This is a genomic window from Nostoc sp. CmiVER01, from assembly GCF_034531135.2.
Classification (GTDB): Bacteria; Cyanobacteriota; Cyanobacteriia; order Cyanobacteriales; family Nostocaceae; genus Nostoc.
Genome location: NZ_JAVRBU020000016.1, coordinates 183,599 through 206,566, shown reverse-complemented (window position 1 = coordinate 206,566; position 22,968 = coordinate 183,599). Strand labels below are relative to the sequence as shown.

The window sequence follows — 22,968 nt, the reverse complement described above, 5'->3', positions numbered from 1 at the left end:
AATGAAAGTAAATTCAGTTAATCATAATAATGATTTAAACAATTCTGAGATAGCAATAATTGCTACTGCTGGGCGGTTTCCAGGAGCAAAAGATATTGAATCTTTTTGGCAAAATCTACGTGATGGTGTAGAGTCTATCTCCTGGCTGACAGATGAAGAATTGATAAAATCTGGTATTTCTCTAGATTTGCTGAGTAATTCTAATTATGTGAAAGCTAGTGCTGCTTTACCAGAGATTGAATTGTTTGATGCAAATTTCTTTACTTATAGTGCGAAAGAAGCTGAGTTAATAGATCCACAACAACGCCTATTTTTAGAATTAGCTTGGGAAGCTGTAGAAAAGGCTGGTTATGACCCACAAACTTACAACGGTTTAATTGGGATTTATGGTGGTGTAGGGATAAATAGTTATTTGCTTAATAATCTTTATCCTCATCATCAATTATTAGAGACATTTAGCCTTCTGCAATTGGGAATTTCCAACGATAAAGATTTTTTGCCGTCACGAGTTGCTTATAAACTCAACTTGACAGGGCCAGCAGTGAATGTGCAAACTGCCTGTTCTACTTCTTTAGTCGCTGTTCATTTAGCTTGTCAAAGTCTATTAAATGGTGAATGTGATATGGCTTTAGCTGGTGGAGTTTCTATCAGCATTCCCCAAAACAGAGGTTATTTGTATCAAGAGGAAATGATTCTTTCTCCTGATGGACACTGCCGTGTTTTTGATGCTCAAGCACAAGGAACTATTGTCGGTAGCGGTGCTGGTATTGTGGTATTGAAAAGATTAAAGGATGCAATAAGCGATCGCGACCACATACATGCAATTATTAAAGGCTCGGCGATCAATAATGATGGTGCAATGAAAGTCGGCTACACTGCTCCTAGTGTCAGTGGTCAAGCAGCAGTCATTAGCGAGGCTCAAGCTATAGCTGGTGTAGATGCCGAAACAATTTCTTATATTGAAGCTCATGGCACCGCTACACCTTTAGGAGATCCGATTGAAATCGCAGCGTTAACTCAAGCTTTTACTCAAAGTACTGATGAAAAAGGCTTCTGCGCTATTGGTTCGGTAAAAACCAACTTTGGACATTTGGATACAGCAGCAGGTGTCACAGGTTTGATTAAGACTGCATTAGCACTGGAACATCAAATGCTGCCTCCTAGTTTGCACTACCAGACACCTAATCCCAAAATTGATTTTGCTAACAGTCCTTTTTACGTCAATACAACCCTGACTGAATGGAAAACAAATGACACCCCTCGCCGTGCTGGGGTTAGTTCTTTTGGTATGGGGGGGACGAATGCTCATGTGATTTTGGAAGAAACTCCTTTGTTAGAGCAGGGGAGCAGGGGAGCAGGGGAGCAGGGGAGAAATTATCAACTTTTGGTACTTTCTGCTAAGACTGCAACTGCACTGGAGAAGGCGACAAATAATTTAATCACGCATTTAAAAGAGCATCCAGAACTCAACTTAGGCGATGTAGCTTATACACTCAATAGCGGTCGCCGGGATTTTAATCATCGACGGATGTTAATTTGTCAAGACTTAGAAGATGCTGTTACAGGTTTAGAGTCAAAACAAGTATTTACCAACTATACAGAGATTACAGAACGGTCTGTTGTCTTCATGTTTCCCGGTCAAGGTTCTCAATATGTCAACATGGCACGGGAAATTTACCAAACCGAGACAGTATTTAAAGAACAAGTTGATTATTGCTCAGAAATCCTTAAACCCCTACTAGGGCAAGATTTACGTCATATTCTTTACCCCAGTGATGAAAAGATTGATGAGGCATCGCAGCAACTTCAACAAACAGCTGTTGCTCAACCTGCTATTTTTGTAATTGAATACGCCCTAGCTAAATTATGGCAGTCATGGGGAGTGGAGCCACAAGCTGCGATCGGTCATAGTATTGGCGAGTATGTAGCAGCAACTCTAGCAGGAGTTTTTTCCCTAGAAGATGCTTTATCTCTAGTAGCAGCACGCGGACAGATAATGCAGCAACTTCCTAGTGGGGCAATGCTTTCTGTTCCCTTGCCCGTAGACAAAGTAAAATCCCTATTAGGATCAGAACTTTCTGTTGCAGCGATTAATCAACCTTTGCAGTGCGTGGTTTCCGGTTCTATAGCAGCAATAGAGGCACTACAAAATCAGCTAGCTACTCAAGGGATTGAATGTCGCCGTCTGCATACTTCTCATGCCTTCCACTCCCAAATGATGGAACCAATTTTAGAGACATTTGCAGAGCAAGTTAAAAGAGTTACTTTAAATCACCCAAAAATTCCTTATATCTCTAACCTGACTGGTACATGGATTACAGTCACCCAAGCCACAAATCCTGACTACTACGCTCAACATCTGCGTTCCACAGTGCTTTTTGCCCAAGGTGTAGAGAAATTATTGGCAACACCTGAGCAAGTCTTACTAGAAGTGGGGCCAGGACACACACTCACTACATTAGCTAAAAAGCATCCTGACAAAGCAGCCGCACAAACGGTGTTGACTTCGTTACGTCATCCTCAAGAAAAGCAATCCGATACTCGTGTTTTATTCAATACACTAGGTCAACTCTGGCTAGCTGGAGTCAATATAGATTGGTTTGGATTCTATAGTCAGGAGGAATATTATCGTCTTCCCTTACCAACTTATCCCTTTGAGCGCCAACGTTATTGGATTGACCCTCCACAAAAAACAGCTTGGGGGCAGTTGCAAACCTTACCCACAACATCACAATTGTGGACATCGCTCATAGAAGCAGGCCAGAATCAAGCAAGTGTTAGAGATGGAGAACTCAACGAGTTAACATATCGAGAGAATAGACACTGGTTGGATCATTTATGTACAGCCTATATCAACTCTGCATTCAAACAACTAGGGGCTTTTAAGAATGCCGAGGAAAAGTATTCTTTAGAGAATTTGTTGGCGCAATGCCATATAACTCCCCGTTATCAACAATTGGTGTGTAGATGGTTGCAAATATTAGTAGAGCAAGGACAACTACAGCAACAGGAGGGGTTATTTACTGGACTAGTGCCATGTTCGCAAGATTTGATTCATGAACTTTTAAAAGAAGTCAGAGTAAGAATGGCTGCTAAATCTCTAACAGTAGATTTAGTACAGCGTTGTGGTGAAAATTTAGCTAATGTTGTTGTTGGTAAACAAGAACCTTTAGAGTTTTTCAATGAACTGATTTATCAAGAAGAAAACAACGGTTCAAATTCAGAATTGGCATTATTAAATTACTACAACTCTATCTTGCGCTCAAGCCTGGAAAAAGTGGTCAAGTCATTGCCATCATCGGTTCACCTGAGAGTTTTGGAAATCGGCGCGGGTACTGGTATGTCTACGCAAGCATTACTACCTGTATTGGCTTCAAAACAAACCAACTATACTTTTACTGATATTGGTAGCGGCTTTCTGACTAAAGCGCAACAGAAGTTTAAAGAATACCCATTTGTTGAATATCGCTTACTAGACATAGACAAGTCGCCAACTGAGCAAGGGTTTGAGAAGCATAGCTTTGATGTAGTAATCGCTTCTAATGTGTTGCACGCAACTCGGAACATAGATCAAACCCTCCAAAATGTGCGCTCTTTATTAGCTCCTGGGGGCTTCCTCTTATTGTGGGAAATAACTCAGCCAAAAATAGACTTTGATATCAGTTGGGGTCTGCTGTTAAAACTTTTAGATGATAATAGACGCAGCCCAGGTCAGCCTTTTATTATCAAAAATGAGTGGTTTGAAGCATTACGCGATCGCGATTTTGTTCAAGTTGCTGCTTTTCCAGAAACTGAAGCGTTTGAGCATAAGATTATTATGGCTCAAGCTTCTGTACCAGTCGCATTTAGCACAAAGTTTGGACAAAAAGAGACTGATCAAAAATTACAGCTTTCATTACAAACAAAGCCGGATAATTTTCAGCTAGAGAATTTATCTGTACTTCACTCAAGACCCGATTTGCCAAATTCATATATAGCTCCCCGCAATGAACTTGAGCAAAAAATTGCCGATATCTGGCAAGAATTATTGGGAATCAAGCAAGTAGGAATCAATGACAATTTTTTTGAATTGGGAGGAGATTCTCTAATAGCTGTTCAGGTTTTGTCCCGGCTACGAAATATTTTTTATATCAAATTATCTCTAGCAAGTTTGTTTGAATATCCCACAATAGCTGAAATAGCACTAAAGCTAGAAAAACAACTAGAACCAGATATTAACTTAGGTGCAATTGATAGAGAAGAAATAGCAATATGATCGACATAAAATAGTTATTAACTATGAATTACGAGTTACGAATTAGTTGACAGTATGAAGGTAATAATTATATGAATATCAAGCAATTTGTAGCTGAACTTTCTCAACAAGGTGTAAAATTGTGGGTTGAAGGTGAACAGTTGCGTGCTAATGCTCCAAAGGGAGTATTGACAGCAGAAACTCGTGACTCATTAGTTAAGAATAAAGCAGAACTTATTTTGTGGCTGCACCAGAAAAATGATATCGCCACTGATACTGATTTACCCCCGATCAAAGCCGATCGCCCTCAGAACTTACCTCTGTCTTTTGGCCAAGAACAAATCTGGTTATTGAACCAGTTGGAACCAGATAACCCCTTCTACAACGAACAAGCAGCTCTAAAATTGCACGGTCAGTTGAACGTCGTAGCACTAGAGCAAAGCCTCAACAAAATTATCTCTCGCCACGAAGCATTACGTACTAACTTCGACACCATCAACGAGCAGCCAGTCCAAGTAATTGCTGACAGCTTAATCTTAAGTCTGCCAATCATAGATTTAACAGATTTACCTGAAAGTGAAAAAGCGATCGCTTGTCAGCAATTAGCCACAGCAGAAACAACTCGACCCTTTGCTCTTGCTAATTCTCCTTTAATTCGAGCTTCTGTGCTTAAACTCACAGAGGTAGAACACGTCTTGCTAATCACAATACACCACATTGTTTTTGATGGTTGGTCAATGGGTGTGATAATGCGGGAATTAGCAACCATTTACTCAGCCCTTAGCAATAACCTATCTCCAGAGTTACCTGAGTTACCAATTCAGTATGCCGACTTTGCTATTTGGCAACGGCAGTGGTTACAAGCAGAAATACTCGAAACACAGCTTGACTATTGGAAAAAACTACTCAAAAACGCTCCTACCTTACTAGAGTTACCCACAGACAGACCAAGACCAGCCATTCAAACTTTCCGAGGCGCACTCTACAGTGTCGAACTTTCAAATCAACTGAGTCAAGCAGTTGCTAATTTCACCAGGCAAGAGGGAGCTACTCTGTTCATGACGCTGTTCGCAGCTTATGTTACCTTGCTTTATCGGTATACAGGCTCCGATGACATTTTAGTAGGCACACCCATTGCTAAACGCGATCGCTTAGAACTCGAAGGGTTAATTGGCTTTCTTGTCAACACTTTAGTATTACGTACCGATTTGTCAGGCAACCCCACTTTTGGGCAATTGTTAAGTCGAGTACGTCAACTGACAGTGCAAGCTTACGCTCATCCAGACCTGCCCTTTGAGGAATTGGTAAAAGCATTGCAGCCACAACGAGACCTCAGTCATACACCATTGTTTCAGGTGATGTTTGTCCTCGAAAATGCTCCCATATCTGAAGTAGAGCTTACTGGATTAACTGTCAGTCCGTTAGCGATAGAAAGAACAATTGCCAAGTTTGATTTGACTTTATTCATTAAAAATACTACCTCTGGGCTGGCAACTGTGTGGCAATACAACACAGACTTGTTTGATGCGTCCACCATAGAGCGGATGGCGGGTCATTTTGTGACCTTGCTCGAAAGCATTATTAGTAACCCTCAAGAGAAAATTTCCCAATTGCCACTGTTGACACAAGTTGAGCAACAGCAATTACTTGTCGAGTGGAACAATACAGGAGTGGATTATCCCCTCAATAAATGTCTGCATCAATTGTTTGAGGAGCAAGTTCAGCGTACCCCAGATGCAGTGGCAGTGGAGTTTGGCAATCAACAACTGACTTATTATCAATTAAACTGTCGCGCAAATCAGTTGGCGCACTACCTCAAGTCTTTGGGAGTGAAAGCCGATATATTGGTGGGGTTGTGTGTGGAACGTTCCTTAGAAATGATCGTGGGACTGTTAGGAATTCTCAAGGCAGGTGGAGCATACCTGCCACTCGATCCCAACTATCCCAATGAACGCCTAAGTTTCATGCTTGAAGATGCTCAAGTTCAAGTACTGCTAACCCAAAATTCACTTCTTGAAAGACTACCTCAGCATCAAGGGAAAGTTATCTGTTTGGACACTGACTGGATACAAGTTTCCCAGTTCAGTCAAGACAATTTCATCTCTGGCGTACAAGCTGATAATCTGGGTTATGTGATTTACACCTCTGGTTCTACAGGTAAACCTAAAGGTGTAGCGATGAGTCAGCTTGCTCTTGTCAATTTAATCTTCTGGCAAGTGGAAAATCTGAAAGTTGCTCGCGGCGCAAGGACTTTGCAATTTTCTCCTCTCAGCTTTGATGTTTCTTTCCAGGAAATGTTCTCTACTTGGCATTCTGGAGGTACATTAGTCTTGATTACGGAGGAATTGCGGCGAGAGCCAATGGCTTTGTTAGCTTTGATGTCAGACAAAGCGATTGAGAGACTGTTTATTCCCTTTGTTGGCTTACAGCAACTAGCTGAAGTAGCTGTTGGCAATAAATTGTTTACAAGTCATTTGCGGGAAATCATTACTGCTGGGGAACAGTTGCAAATTACTCCCGCCATTTCTCACTGGTTGAGCAAACTCACTGATGATTGTACTCTGCACAATCATTATGGGCCATCAGAAAGCCATGTAGTCACTACTTTTACGCTGACTGATTCAGTGGAGACTTGGCCCCTACTGCCTGCCATTGGTCGTCCCATTGCCAACACACAAATTTACATCCTGGATAAATATCTACAGCCTGTACCTGTGGGTGTGCCAGGAGAATTATACATTGGTGGTGTTGCTTTGGCGCGGGGCTACCTCAACCAACCACAGTTAACACAACAGAGATTTATCCCTAACCCTTTTGAGGAGGTACAAAGGGATAGATTATATAAAACGGGGGATTTGGCACGCTATTTACCGGATGCAAACATTGAATACTTAGGACGTATTGATAATCAAGTTAAGGTGCGAGGCTTCCGAATTGAGTTGGGAGAAGTCGAAGCCGTACTGAGCCAGTATGAAGATCTAGAGGGATGTTGTGTTATCGTTCGTGAAGATAACAGGGGTGATAAACGCTTAGTCGCCTACGTGGTAACAGATCGGAACTGTACACCGACAATCAACCAACTATGGCAATTCCTGAAAGCAAAGCTGCCAGAGTACATGGTACCCAATGCTTTTGTGATCTTGGATTTCTTGCCACTGACTCCTAGCGGTAAAGTAGACCGAGGTGCTTTACCTGCACCTGATATACACAGCAGTAATTCAGACAAATTTGTAGCCCCACGCACTCCGATTGAAGAACTACTGGCACAAATTTGGGCGCAAGTGCTGAAAGTGGAGCAAGTAGGAGTTTATGATAACTTCTTTGAACTTGGGGGACACTCGCTACTAGCAACGCAACTAGTTTCACGCATTCGTAACATTTTCAAGGTAGAATTACCATTGCGTGAATTATTTGCAAGAGCGACAGTTGCCGAATTAGCACTCATCATTGAGCAGTTACAGCAACAAAAAATAGAACTCTCTGCACCACCTATCTTACCAAGAGAGACGAATGCTCAATTACCACTGTCTTATGCTCAACAGCGTTTGTGGTTTTTAGACCAATTAGAGCCGAACAGTGCCTTATACAATATCCCCTTAGCTTTGCGTCTAGTCGGAACTTTTAATCAGGCAGCCTTAGAACAAAGCTTACAAGAAATTATTCATCGCCATGAAGCGTTACGCACGAATTTCGTCACTGTTAATGGAAAACCTTCTCAAATCATTCAAACACAAACGAATTGGACGCTCTCAGTTCTTGAGTGGCAATATCTGCCACCAGACGAACAAGAAATAGCCACACAGCAATTAATACAACAACAAGCCATTCAGCCTTTTGAACTGGCAAGTGTTGCATTACTCAGGGCGACATTAGTAGTGCTGTCCGAGACAGAACACATTTTGTTAGTGTGTATGCACCATGTGGTGTCTGATGCTTGGTCAATAGGTGTGTTTATCGAAGAATTAGCAGCACTATACAATGCTTATTCTCAAGGTCAGCCGTCACCTTTAATACCACTGCCGATTCAGTATGCAGATTTTGCCCTATGGCAAAGAAACTGGTTACAAGGAGATGTCCTGCAAAGCCAACTAAGTTACTGGCAACAGCAACTAGCAAACGCACCAGCTTTATTGCCCCTACCTACAGACCGACCTAGACCTGCGGTGCAGACTTTCGCTGGCGCATATCAAGAGTTTGCACTGTCAGTTGAGTTAACTAATCGGCTGACAAAACTAAGCCAGGAGCAAGGAGTAACTTTGTTCATGACGCTCTTGGCAGCTTATGATACCTTACTCTATCGCTACACAGGTGTAGGAGACATTTTAGTAGGGACACCAATTGCAAACCGCGATCGCAGTGAAACAGAAGGGTTAATTGGCTTTTTTGTCAACACTTTAGTCATGCGTAGTAACCTGGCAGATAATCCTAGCTTTAGCGAATTGCTCACTCGTGTACGAGAAATGGCAATGGACGCTTATGCTCATCAGAATTTGCCTTTTGAAATGCTAGTTGAGGCATTGGAGCCACAAAGAGACCTTAGCTATACACCACTGTTCCAAGTGATGTTTGCACTCCAGAATGCGCCTATGTCTCAAGTCGAGTTAACTGGGTTAAGTGTCACCCCATTGATTGCAGAAAGCGCAACAGCTAAGTTTGATTTGTCTTTATTAATGCAGAACACTCCGACTGGAATGGTGGGTGTATGGGAGTATAGTACTGACTTATTTGATGAGCGCACAATTGAGCGGATGAGTGGGCATTTTAGAACCTTGCTGGAAAGTATCGTTTCTAACCCAGAGAAGCGAATTTCTCAATTATCACTGCTGACACAACCTGAGCAACAACAGTTATTAGTAGAGTGGAACGATACTCAGGCGGATTATTCTCAGGATAAGTGTATCTATGAGTTGTTTGAAGAACAGGTTGGGCGTACCCCAAATGCAGTAGCAGTTGTATTTGAAAATCAACAACTTACCTATCACCAGTTGAATTGTCGCGCTAACCAGTTGGCTCATTACTTGCGCTCATTGGGTGTGGAAGCAGATACGCTGGTTGGGTTGTGTGTAGAACGCTCTTTAGAAATGCTTGTGGGACTCTTGGGAATTCTCAAAGCAGGCGGGGCTTATGTGCCACTTGACCCAGACTATCCTACTGACCGTTTGGCATATATGCTCAATGATTCACAGGTGCAGATACTGTTGACTCAAGAGAAATTGCTCACTAGCTTACCGGAACATACCGCCCGTGTATTCTGCTTAGATCGAGACTGGGAAGACATATCAACGGAAAGTGAAGACAATCCAGTTAGTGGCTCTACAACTGATAACTTAGCTTATGTCATTTATACATCAGGCTCAACAGGTCAACCTAAAGGTACTTTAGTCAACCACTCAAATGTAGTGCGTCTGTTTGCAGCCACGGATTCTTGGTATCACTTTAGTCAAGATAATGTGTGGACAATGTTCCACTCTTATGCATTCGACTTTTCCGTGTGGGAAATTTGGGGCGCATTGCTGTATGGTGGACGACTGGTAGTAGTTCCGTATTTAGTGACGCGATCGCCCGAATCCTTCTATCAGTTATTGTGTCAAGAGCAAGTCACAATTCTCAATCAAACACCTTCCGCCTTCCGCCAATTAATTCAAGCTGAACAGTCAGGTTTAACCACTAGTAATTTAAACTTACGCTTGGTAATTTTCGGTGGAGAAGCCTTAGAAATCAAGAGCTTACAGCCTTGGTTTGAGCGACATGGCGACACCTCACCCCAATTAGTGAATATGTATGGGATTACAGAAACTACTGTACACGTCACTTATCGTCCATTGAGCAAGGAAGATTTAAATCACACAGCCAGTATTATAGGTCGTCCGATACCTGACCTCAAGGTTTATGTGCTGGATGAATATAAACAGCCAGTACCAATTGGCGTTCCTGGTGAGATGTACGTTGGTGGTGCTGGGGTGGCGCGTGGCTATCTGAATCGTCCAGAACTGACAGCAGAACGCTTTATTTCTCATCCTTTTAGCAACTACGACAAAGCGCGACTATATAAAACCGGGGACTTGGCACGGTATTTGCCCAATGGCGATTTAGAATATTTGGGACGCATCGATAATCAAGTCAAGATTCGGGGTTTCCGCATTGAGTTGGGTGAGGTGGAAGCATTATTAGCTGCTCACCCAGATGTTTGGGAAAGTGTGGTGGTAGTGCGAGAGGATGAACTGGGTAACAAACGTTTAGTGGCTTACGTAGTGCCGCAGGTGGGACAATCTCTGACAATCCAAGAACTGCGTCGCTTCCTCAGCAACCAACTGCCAAGCTACATGGTTCCAAGTGCTTTTGTACAGTTAGAAGCTCTCCCACTGACAGCAAATGGTAAGATAGACCGTCGCGCTTTACCTGTACCTGACACTGCAAGACCAGAACTAGAAGATGTTTTTGTTACGCCTAGCACAAGAGAAGAAAAAATATTAGCCACTATCTGGGCTAATGTTCTCGGTATTGAGCAGGTGGGTATTCATGATAACTTCTTTGCTTTAGGTGGAGATTCTATCCGTAGCATTCAAGTGCTGTCTCAAGCTAAAGAACATGGTTTGAGTTTCTCTCTTGCACAGCTATTCCAACATCAAACAATTCACGAGCTAATCCAAGAGCTGGAAACACAAGAGAATAACATTACAAAATTAGAATTAACTCAACCATTCAGCCTAATTTCGATCGCAGACAAACAACATCTACCTAACGGTTTGGAAGATGCCTATCCTCTGGCTATACTGCAAATGGGAATGGTTTACCACAGTGAGTATAGCCAAGATAGTACATATCACGACATTTTCAGTTTCCATCTCAAAACCCCGTTTGATGTTCAACTTTTACAAGTTGCTATTCAAGATTTAGTCAATCATCACCCTGTACTGCGGACTTCGTTTGAGCTGAGTAAATTTAGTATTCCGTTGCAACTAGTTCATCAGCAAGTTGAGATTCCCTTGCAGGTAGAAGATTGGTGTCATTTGGATGGTTCTCAGCAAGAAGTTGCCTTAGCTGCTTGGTTTGAAGCTGAAAAGAAACGTCATTTTGATTGGACTCATCCTCCTCTATTGCGTTTCTTTGTGCATCGTCGCACGCCGGAAACATTTAATTTGTCTTTGAGCTTCCACCATGCCATTCTTGATGGGTGGAGTGTTGCTTCGATGATGAGTGAGTTTTTTAAACGTTACTTGTCACTTTTAGGCAAATCAGTAGATTATGTATCGCCATTTAGTATTGCCTTCCGGGATTTTGTGGCTTTAGAGCAACAGGCGATCGCATCATCGTCAACTGCGCGATACTGGAGTGAAAGGTTAAACGACAGCACTTTTACCAAATTACCTCGCTGGTCTTTTGTGCAAACAAATACTAATGTTCGAGAAGTTGGTGTGCAAGAGGTAACTTTATCCCCCGAAATTTTTGCAGGCTTAAAACAACTGGCTCAGTCGGCAGAAGTTACACTCAAGAGTGTGCTGTTGGCTGCTCATCTGCGAGTATTAAATTTCCTCACTGGTGAGTCAGATGTAGTAACGGGTGTAGCAGCTAACGGACGACCTGAGCAAAGTGATGGTGAACGAGTCCTGGGACTATTCCTCAATACATTGCCATTCCGCTTGCAATTTGCTGGAGGTACTTGGACAGACCTGGTGCAAAAAGTGTTTGCAGCAGAACGAGAAATGTTGCCACACCGCCGCTATCCTTTGGCAGAAATACAGAGAAGTTTGGGTAGCGAATCTCCTCTGTTTGAGACGGCGTTTAATTTCACGCATTTCCATGTCTACGAACAAGTACTGGGACTCGATAATTTACAGCTGCTAGGTGGAAAGTTTTTTGAACAAACAAACTTTACTTTTCTTGCTCAATTCAGCGTCAGTCCCAACTCCTCTGAGGTAGCACTGAATTTGAAATACGATCCCTGTGAATTATGTTCCGAACAAATTAACAGGATTAGCGATTATTACCTTAGAGTTCTTGCTGCAATGGCGAACCAGCCACAAGGACGTTATGAGTTGCACTCTCTTGTTTCTTTAGAAGAGCATCATCAACTTCTAGTGGAGTGGAACCAGACAGCATTAGAATATCCCAAAGATAAATGCATTCACCAGTTGTTTGAAGCGCAAGTAGAACAAACACCCAATGCAACGGCGGTGATATTTGGGGATCAACACCTTACATATACCGAGTTAAACGCCAGAGCAAATCAACTTGCCCATTATCTACAAACCCTTGGGATCAAACCAGAAGTACTGGTTGGGTTGTGTGTGGAGCGATCATTAGAAATGATAGTGGGAATGTTGGGAATTCTCAAGGCGGGTGGGGCTTATGTACCTCTCGACCCAGAATATCCCCAAGAGCGTTTAAGCTTCATGCTCGAAGACACTCAGCTATCAGTCGTATTGACTCAAGAAAAACTAGTTAACAAACTAGGCGATCGCCTCCGGCGCGGCTTTGCCGATTCTCCAGAGGAGACGCTACGCGATCGCCAAGCTGGTGTAATTTGCTTAGACTCAAACTGGGATATCATCAGCCAACAAGCACAACACAACCCAACTACTAGCATCAAAGCTGATAACTTAGCTTATGTAATGTACACAAGCGGTTCTACAGGTCAACCCAAAGGCGTTAGCATTATCCATAGAGGTGTAGTTCGATTAGTCAAACAAACCAATTATGTGAGCATTTCTGCTCAAGAAGTATTTCTACAATTTGCTCCCATCTCCTTCGACGCTGCAACTTTTGAAATTTGGGGTTGCTTAGTTAACGGTGGAAGACTAATAGTATTCCCCTCTAATAACCCATCAATAAATGAATTAGGACAAGTTATTGAGCAATACCAAGTTACTACCCTTTGGCTAACGGCGGGTCTATTTCATTTAATGGTAGATGAAAATATTGATGTTTTAAAATCCTTACGTCAACTGTTAGCAGGTGGTGATATTTTATCTGTTCCTCATGTCCAGAAATTTCTCCAAACTGTAGGGAATTGTCAATTGATTAACGGCTATGGCCCAACAGAAAATACAACTTTTACTTGCTGTTATCAAATCCCAACCTCACTCAGTCCAGATGTCTCTGTTCCTATTGGTCGTCCCATTGCTAATACCCAGGTTTATATTTTAGATAAAAATCTGCAACTGGTATCTATTGGTGTACCAGGAGAATTGTTTATTGGTGGTGCAGGGTTAGCGCGGGGTTATTTCAACCGTCCCGAATTAACACAAGAGAAATTTATCCCCAATCCGTTTGAGGATTCAGGAGGGAGTAGATTATATAAAACTGGGGACTTAGCACGCTATTTACCTGATGGCAATATTGAATACTTAGGACGTATTGACAACCAAGTAAAAATGCGCGGTTTCCGCATCGAATTGTCAGAAATCGAAACAGTCCTGAACCAACATGGTGATGTGCAAGCATCTTGCGTCATCCTTCGTGAAGATATCCCTGGTGATAAACGCTTAGTAGCCTATGTGGTAGCGCATCAGGACTGTACACCCACTTTAGGCAGCGAACTGCGGCAATTCTTGAAAACAAAATTACCAGATTACATGGTGCCAAATGCTGTTGTCATCTTGGAGTCATTGCCGCTAACTCCTAACGGCAAGGTAGATCGCCGTGCTTTGCCCATACCGGATTTACAAAGCGAAATTTCAGATAAATATGTTGCCCCGCGCACACCAATAGAAGAAACACTGGCACAAATTTGGTCACAAGTGCTGGGATTAGAGCAAGTAGGAATTCATGATAACTTCTTTGAACTTGGCGGACACTCGCTACTTGCAACCCAACTGGTTTCACGCATCCGCGATCGCTTCAAAGTGCAACTTTCTTTAAGCGAATTTTTCAATGTCGCAACAATAGCTGAACTAGCGCAATCTATCGGGAAGTTACAGCAACAAAACTTAGACCTAACTGTTCCACGCATTCTACCAAGGAGCAAGAGATGATTACTGAAGAATTATTACCCCTATCTTATGCTCAACAGCGCTTGTGGTTTTTAGACCAGTTAGAGCCGAATAGTGCTTCATACAACATCCCCTTAGCTTTGCGTCTAGTGGGCAATCTCAATCAAGCTGCTTTAGAACAAAGCTTGCAAGAAATTATTGATCGCCATGAAGCTTTACGCACAAACTTTATCACTGTTGATGGACAACCACTACAAATCATTAGGGAACAGAGAACAGGGAACAAGGAACAGGGGATCGTATCAATTGTTAACTTGAAGCATTTATCCACAAATGAACAAGAAATTACTACACAGCAATTGGTACAACAAGAAGCTATTCAACCTTTTGACTTGGCAAACCAAGAACTAATTAGAGCAACATTAGTATTGTTGAATGAGACAGAATATGTCTTGTTAGTGTGTATGCACCATGTTGTCTCTGACGGCTGGTCAATGGGTGTGTTTGTCCAAGAACTAGCAGCACTGTACAAGGCTTATTCTGAAGGTGAGCCGTCACCTTTAGCACCACTACCCATTCAATACGCAGATTTTGCCTTATGGCAAAGAGACTGGTTGCAAGGGGATGCACTACAAACTCAACTAAATTATTGGCAACAACAATTAAAAGATGCACCAACTTTATTGTCACTACCCACAGACCGTCCCAGACCTGCCGTGCAGACTTTCGCTGGTGCAACTCAAGAATTTCCACTCTCAGTTGAGTTGACTAATAGACTGACAAAACTGAGCCAAGAGGGAGGTTGTACTCTCTTTATGACTCTATTAACAGCCTTTGATATTTTACTTTACCGTTACACAGGGCAATCAGACATTTTGGTAGGGACACCGATCGCCAACCGCGATCGCAGTGAGATAGAAGGGTTAATTGGCTTTTTTGTCAACACCTTAGTGATGCGTACTAACTTAGCAGGCGACCCCAGTTTTAGCGAATTACTTGGTCGCGTTCGCCAAATAACTCTAGGAGCGTATACTCATCAGGAATTGCCTTTTGAAATGCTAGTTGAGGCATTGCAGCCAGAACGGAATCTCAGCCATACACCACTGTTCCAAGTGATGTTTGCACTCCAGAATGCACCCATGTCTAAACTAGAGCTTGCTGGTTTAACTATCAGTTTTTTAACAGCAGAAAGCAAAACTACTAAGTTTGATTTGAGTTTATCAATGTACAACTCTGGTACTGGATTAGTGGGTGTATGGGAGTACAGTACAGACTTATTTGATAGCAGCACAATTGAGCGGATGACTGGGCATTTTGTGACTTTGCTGGAAGGAATTGTGGCTAATCCCAAAGAGCGAATTTCCCAATTGCCAATGCTTACACAAGTTGAACAGCATCAGTTATTAGTTGAATGGAACTCGACTCAAGTAGATTATCCGTTTGATAAGTGTATCCATGAGTTGTTTGAGGAGCAGGTTAAGCGTACCCCGGATGCTGTAGCAATTATCTTTGACAATCAACAACTGACTTACCAGCAATTGAACTGTCGCGCTAACCAGTTGGCGCATTACTTGCAGTCTTTAGGTGTAAAACCAGATACATTGGTAGGTATTTGTGTAGAGCGATCGCTCTTAATGGTCGTGGGACTACTGGGTATTCTCAAAGCAGGTGGGGCTTATGTGCCACTTGACCCAGACTATCCCCAAGAACGCTTGAGCTTTATGCTAGAAGATGCTCAAGTTCCAGTTTTGCTAACACAACAGCAACTCCTTGAAAAGTTACCTCAGCATCAAGCGCAGGTTGTATGTTTAGATACTGACTGGCAATCTATTTCACTGTCAAGTCAGGATAATGCGATCGTGCAGCTTACCGTAGGTATCACAAAAGTACAAACAACTAACTTGGCTTATGTAATTTATACCTCTGGTTCTACAGGCAGACCCAAAGGGGTTCTTATCTCACATGGCGCGATCGCCAACCACTGCTGTATTATTCAACAAGCTTATGCACTTGTACAGAGTGATCGTGTACTCCAGTTTGCCTCAATCAACTTCGATGCCTCATTAGAACAAATATTTCCTACATTAATAGTTGGTGCTTGTTTAATACTCCGAGGCTCAGATGTATGGACTCCGACAAACTTTCAAAAAATAATTTTGGATTTTGGACTTAGTGTCGTTAATCTCCCAACAGCCTATTGGCAACAACTGGCTCAAGAGTGGGTCAAAACACAAGTGTTAGATACCAACAGCAAACTCAGACTTGTGGTTGTTGGTGGAGATATAATTTTGCCCGAATATGTTACCCAATGGCAACAAAGTCCAATGTCTTGTGTTCGTCTGGTCAACGCTTATGGCCCCACAGAAACGACTATCACCGCAACACTGTTTGAAATTCTTCCCCAGTTGAGTCAAGATATTAATCTGAAAAAAATTCCTATTGGTCGTCCTCTGCCTAACAGGAATATATATATTCTAGACACATATTTACAGCCTGTTCCAATTGGTGTGCCAGGAGAATTGTACATTGGTGGTGTGGGGTTGGCAAAAGGATATCTCAACCTTCCACAATTAACAAGCGAAAAGTTTATTCCCAATCCGTTTAGCACTAATCCAAATTCCCGCCTCTACAAAACTGGGGACTTGGTACGCTACTTAAGCGACGGGAATATCGAATATTTAGGACGAATTGACAACCAAGTGAAAATTCGCGGCTTCCGTATTGAGTTGGGAGAAATCGAAACAGTACTGAGCCAACACGGTGATGTCAAAGCATCTTGTGTCATTGTTTGCGAAGATACTCCAGGTAATAAACGCATAGTTGCCTACGTAGTACCGCATCAAGGGCAGATACCTACAGTTAACCAGTTGCGCTCCTTCATCTCTGGGCAATTGCCTGCTTACATGATGCCTCATGCTTTTGTGATGCTAGAGTCCCTACCTCTTTTGCCCAATGGCAAGGTAGACCGCCGCGCATTGCCTGCACCAGACTTTCGTGGGGAACTAGAAGTCAGTTTTGTAGGGCCACGCACCCCCATTGAAGGAATGCTAGCGCAGATTTGGGCAGAAGTTCTGAGACTAGAGCAAGTGGGCATTTACGATAACTTCTTTGAACTTGGCGGAGATTCTATTCTCAGTATTCAAATTATTAGCAGAGCCAAGCAAATAGGATTGCATCTGGCTCTCAAGCAATTATTTGCACATCAAACAATTGCAGAATTAGCGACAGTTGCTAACATAGCAAATGCGATCGCAGTAGAACAAGGATTAGTCACAGGGACATTACCTCTAACACCAATTCAACACTATTTCTTTGAGCAAAATTTCCCAGAGCCGCACCACTTTAATCAATCATTTCTGCTCTCAGTCCCATCTGACCTCGAACCAGAGTTATTAAAGCAAGTATTGCAGCAATTGTTAGCACATCACGATGCTCTGCGCTTACGTTTTACACAATATGAGTCCACTTGGCAACAAATTCACTCTGCTGTAAATGATAACATTTCTTTCTCTCAAATAGACTTATCGGAACTCCCAGAAAGTGAGCAACAAACTGCCATTGAAACTAAAGCGGCTTCCTTTCAGGCGAGTTTGAATCTGTCAGAAAATCTAGTGCAAGTCGCCTTTTTTCATCTGGGTATTGACAAAAGGGCACGATTACTAATAGTTATCCATCACTTGGTAGTTGATGGTGTTTCTTGGCGGATTTTATTAGAGGATTTACAAACAGCTTACCAGCAACTTGCTCAAGGTAAAGCCATTGCCCTGACTGCCAAAACAACTTCTTTCAAGGATTGGTCTGAAAAATTAACAGCTTATGCACAATCAATTGCCCTCAAATCTGAAGTGGCTTATTGGCTGAATGAATCTCGCGCCGCAGTTCCTTCCATCCCAGTTGACCATACACAAGGGGCAAACACCGTTGCGTCTGCCAGTACAGTATCAGTGTCATTAAATGAGATCGAAACTCGTGCCTTACTGCAAGATGTGCCAAAGGCTTACAACACTCAGATTAATGATGTGCTACTGACTGCCTTGGTGCTGGTTTTGGCAAAATGGACTAACTCAAGCTCTGTGCTGTTCAACTTAGAAGGTCATGGGCGGGAAGATATTGTTGATGGTGTTGATTTATCACGGACTATCGGTTGGTTTACAACCATTTTCCCTGTATTTGTGGAACTCCAAGCAACAGAAAATCCAGCAGATGCCCTAAAATCTGTCAAAGAAGAACTGCGCGCTATTCCCAACAAAGGAATTGGCTACGGCTTATTGCGCTATCTGAGTCAGGATGCAGAAATTGCTGCTCAAGTCCAAGCATTTGGGCAAACAGAAATCAGTTTTAATTATTTGGGTCAATTCGATCAACTTCTCAATACATCTTCTTGGATGCAGCCAGCTAGTGAGTCTGCTGGACAAAGCCAAAGTTTGCAGAACAACCGTGCTCATTTATTAGACATTAACAGCATTATTGCTGGAGAACGGTTGCAAATCGAGTGGATTTACAGCACAAATATCCACCAGCACGCCACGATCGCAACTCTGGCGCAAGATTTTGTCAAAATATTGCAAGGGTTGATTGCTCATTGTTCATCACCTGAGAGTGGAGGTTATACACCTTCAGATTTCCCGCTAGTCAACCTAAACCAGCTAGAACTAGACCAACTGTTGACAAGTTTAGGCAAAACTAACTCCAAAAATATTGAAGATATTTACCCACTTTCTCCCATGCAGCAAGGGATGCTGTTTGAAAGTTTGTATGCTCCAGACACAGGAGTATATTTTGAGCAGTTAAGTTTTACTTTAAAAGGTGAGTTGAACGTAGCAGCTTTTGAGCAAGCTTGGCAGCAAGTGGTAGCACGGCATTCAATCTTGCGGACTGCTTTTGTTTGGGAGCAATTAACCCAGCCACTTCAAGTAGTTTATCGGCAGGTGGATATTAACCTCAACAGACATGATTGGCAACGGCTATCTGCACAAGATCAGCAAGAGCAATTAGAGCTTTTCTTGCATTCACAGCGACAACAGGGTTTCCAACTCTCTCTTGCACCACTGATGCACCTGGCCCTCATTCAATTGAGTGCAGATACTTATCAATTCGTTTGGAGTTCTCATCACTTATTGCTTGATGGCTGGTCAATGCCTTTGGTTTTCAAAGACCTATTGTATTTTTATCAAGCAATTTTTCAGGGTGAAACTAAGACAGTTCAACCAACCCAAAGCTACCGCAACTATATTGCTTGGCTACAGAAACAAGACTTAGCCCTAGCTGAACAATTCTGGAAAGAAAAACTCCAAGGTTTTACCTCACCCACTTCTTTGATAGTTGATAAACCCTCGTCAAAACGACAACAGCTAAATTCTAGTTATAGTGAACAACAAATCCAACTGACAGTGCAAGCAACAGCAGCCCTACAAAGTTTTGCACGACAACATCAACTGACAATAAATAATCTAGTGCAGGCAACTTGGGCAATACTTCTGTGTCGCTACAACCAAGAAACAGATGTAGTTTTTGGTGCTACTGTGTCCGGTCGTCCGCCATCTCTTATCGGCATCGAATCGATGGTGGGAATATTTATCAACACTTTGCCAGTGCGAGTTCAAGTTGCAGATGATACCCAAGTGCTGGCTTTGTTGAAGGATTTACAGGCACTGCAAGTTGAGTCTGAGCAATACTCATATAGTTCATTAGTAGAGATTCAGGGCTGGAGTGAAGTCCCCAGAGGAACGCCTTTATTTGAGAGCATTGTTGTCTTCGAGAATTATCCAGTTGATGCGGCAGTGCAAGAACACAATCACAGTTTCGACCTAGACAATATTCACAGCATTGAACAAACCAATTATCCTCTGACTGTAGTTGCTGCTCCTGGTAAGCAATTTTTGGTAAAGATTAGCTACGATACTAGCCGATTTGATGATGCAGCGATCGCTCGAATGTTAGAGCATTTTCAAACATTGCTTGAGGGAATTATTGCTAATCCACAGCAGCGAATTTTGCAATTGCCTCTGCTGACAGCAACTGAGGAACAGCAATTATTAGTGGAATGGAACGACACTCAAGTTGATTATCTTCAAAATAAATGTATCCATCAGCTGTTTGAAGGGCAAGTAGAGCGTACTCCAGATGCGATCGCAGCTGTCTTTGAAAATCAACAACTGACTTACTACCAGTTGAATGCCAAAGCAAATCAGTTGGCGCACTACTTACGCTTTTTGGGTGTGAAAGCTGATGTGTTGGTGGGCATTTATGTGGAGCGATCGCTAGAAATGGTCATAGGACTATTGGGGATTCTTAAGGCGGGTGGGGCTTACGTGCCACTTGACACAAACTATCCTCAAGAACGCCTGAGTTTCATGTTAGAAGATGCGGCTGTTTCGATATTGTTGACTCAGCAGCAACTCGTTGAGATACTACCTGAGCATCAAGCAAAACTTGTCTGTTTGGATACTAACTGGCAATTAATTTCCCAGTTTAGCCAGGACAATTTCATCTCTGATGTGCAAGCAACTAACTTAGGTTATGTAATTTACACCTCTGGTTCTACAGGTAAACCTAAAGGTGTAGCCATGAGTCAGCTTGCTCTTTGCAATTTGCTCCTGTGGCAACTGGAAAATATGAAAATTTCTCGTGGAGCAAAAACTCTGCAATTTTCTCCTATCAGCTTTGATGTCTCCTTTCAGGAAATGTTTTCTACTTGGTATTCTGGAGGTACATTGCTCTTGATCACGGAGGAATTGCGCCGAGATCCAGTGGCTTTGTTAGCTTTGATGGAAAACAAAGCGGTTGAAAGATTGTTTATTCCCTTTGTTGGCTTACAACAACTAGCTGAAGTCGCTGTTGGCGGTGATTTATTTACTAGTAATTTGCGGGAAATCATTACTGCTGGTGAACAGTTGCAAATTACTCCCGCCATTTCTCATTGGTTAAGCAAACTAACTGATGATTGTACTTTGCACAATCATTATGGGCCATCAGAAAGCCATGTAGTCACCACTTTTACTCTGACTAATTCAGTGGACGCTTGGCCGCTACTTCCTCCAATTGGACGACCAATTGCTAATACACAGATATACATCTTAGATAAATATCTACAGCCTGTACCTATCGGTGTAGCAGGAGGATTATACATTGGTGGTGTCTCTTTAGCGCGAGGCTACCTGAACCGACCTGAATTAACACTTGAGAGATTTATCCCCAATCCCTTTAGCACTGACACGTACTCCCGGCTGTATAAAACTGGAGATTTAGCACGCTATTTACCGGATGGAAACATTGAATACTTAGGACGCATCGACAATCAGGTTAAAGTGCGAGGCTTCCGGATCGAATTGGGAGAAATCGAAGCAGTACTGAGCCAACATGGCGATGTGGAGGCATGTTGTGTCATCACCTACAAAGACGGCGATCAGCGCCTAGTCGCCTACATAGTGCCGCATCAGCACTGTACACCGACAATTAGCGAACTGCGCCATTTCCTCAAAGCAAAGCTACCAGAGTATATGGTACCCAATGCTTTTGTGATGTTGGAGTCGTTGCCCCTAACTCCTAGCGGCAAAGTAGACCGCCGCGCATTGAAAGTATTTGATTTACATAGCAGCGACTCAGATAAATTTGTTGCACCACGTAACCAATTAGAACTGCAATTAGCACAAATCTGGTCAATAATTTTGAAAGTGGACAAGGTAGGAGTACAAGATAATTTCTTTGACCTCGGTGGTCATTCCCTTTTAACTCCTTACTTAATGGCTCAAATTAAACAGCAGTTTGGTAAAGATATTCCTATAGCCAGCCTTTACCAAAATTCAACTATCGAACAGTTGGCAACTGTTGTGCAAGCGGATTCGGATTCCTCAATTTGGTCTCCCTTAGTAGCAATTCAGTCGAACGGTTCCAAGCCACCTTTGTTTTGCCTTCCAGGAGCTGCTGGTACTCCTTTCTACTTGTATGACTTAGCTCGTTGTCTAGGTTCAGATCAACCATTTTACAGTTTCCAAGCAAATGGTCTTTCTGGAGGATCGGTAGCCCTTACCAAAGTTGAGGATATGGCAGCCCAGTACATTCAAGAACTAGAGGTTGTTCAACCGCAGGGGCCTTATTTTTTGGCTGGGCATTCTTTTGGCGGTAAATTAGCCTTTGAAATGGCGCAGCAGTTACTTCGCAAAGGACATAAGGTTGCTTTAGTTGCCATTCTTGATACTTCAGCACCTTTTTATCAGGAAAAGCCAGAAGGTTTTGATTGGGATAATGCTAAATGGCTAGCTCAATTGGCAGGTGCAATCGAAATTATTTACGCAAAGAAACTAGATATTTCAGACGAAATTCTTCAATGTTTGGTTTGGGAAGATCAACTGAAATACGTTCTAGAACGATTAAAAAATGCTGATATCTTGCCTCCCGATGATGAAATTACACAGCTTAATAATATGGTGCAATTACTCAAAGCTAACTCTCTAGTTAATTATGTGCCACAACAGGTTTATCCAATCCGAATTACTTTGTTGCGGGCCAGCGAAACTCCCGCAGTCGAGGAGTCTAATAGTGAAGTACTTTCTGAGATTTTGCAGGATTCGACCTGGGGCTGGAGCAAGTTTTCTCCCGAGCCGATGGATATCCATTTTGTCCCTGGCAACCATGTCACGATGATGACTCAACCCTATGTTCAGACATTAGCCAAACAGTTGAAAGCTTGTATCGAAGAAGCACAGGAAACTATGGGTGATGGGGTATAAACCTTCTTTTGATCGCCAGATTCTGCTCATAAGGAGCATTCTACTGTGAAATAGCGATCGCCTGACTCAATGT

Annotated in this window: 3 protein-coding genes; all 3 read left to right on the top strand. The window is 42.6% G+C overall.

From position 1 onward, the window contains the following. Nucleotide 1: 1 nt before the first annotated feature. The 3 genes from RMZ43_RS26710 to RMZ43_RS26700 all read left to right on the top strand — a co-directional run bounded on the left by RMZ43_RS26710 (nt 2) and on the right by RMZ43_RS26700 (nt 22,895). Entirely contained in the window at nt 2–4,255 is a 4,254-nt protein-coding gene (locus RMZ43_RS26710; protein WP_322652553.1) for a beta-ketoacyl synthase N-terminal-like domain-containing protein, read from the top strand. A 71-nt stretch (nt 4,256–4,326) separates the two neighbouring features. Further along, nucleotides 4,327–14,208, top strand: a complete 9,882-nt coding sequence (locus RMZ43_RS26705; protein ID WP_322652552.1) for a non-ribosomal peptide synthetase — start codon at nt 4,327–4,329, stop codon at nt 14,206–14,208. Further along, nucleotides 14,205–22,895, top strand: coding sequence for a non-ribosomal peptide synthetase (locus RMZ43_RS26700; RefSeq protein ID WP_322652551.1), 8,691 nt, complete (start codon nt 14,205–14,207; stop codon nt 22,893–22,895). Before RMZ43_RS26705 ends, RMZ43_RS26700 begins: the two co-directional genes overlap by 4 nt. Nucleotides 22,896–22,968 lie beyond the last annotated feature (73 nt).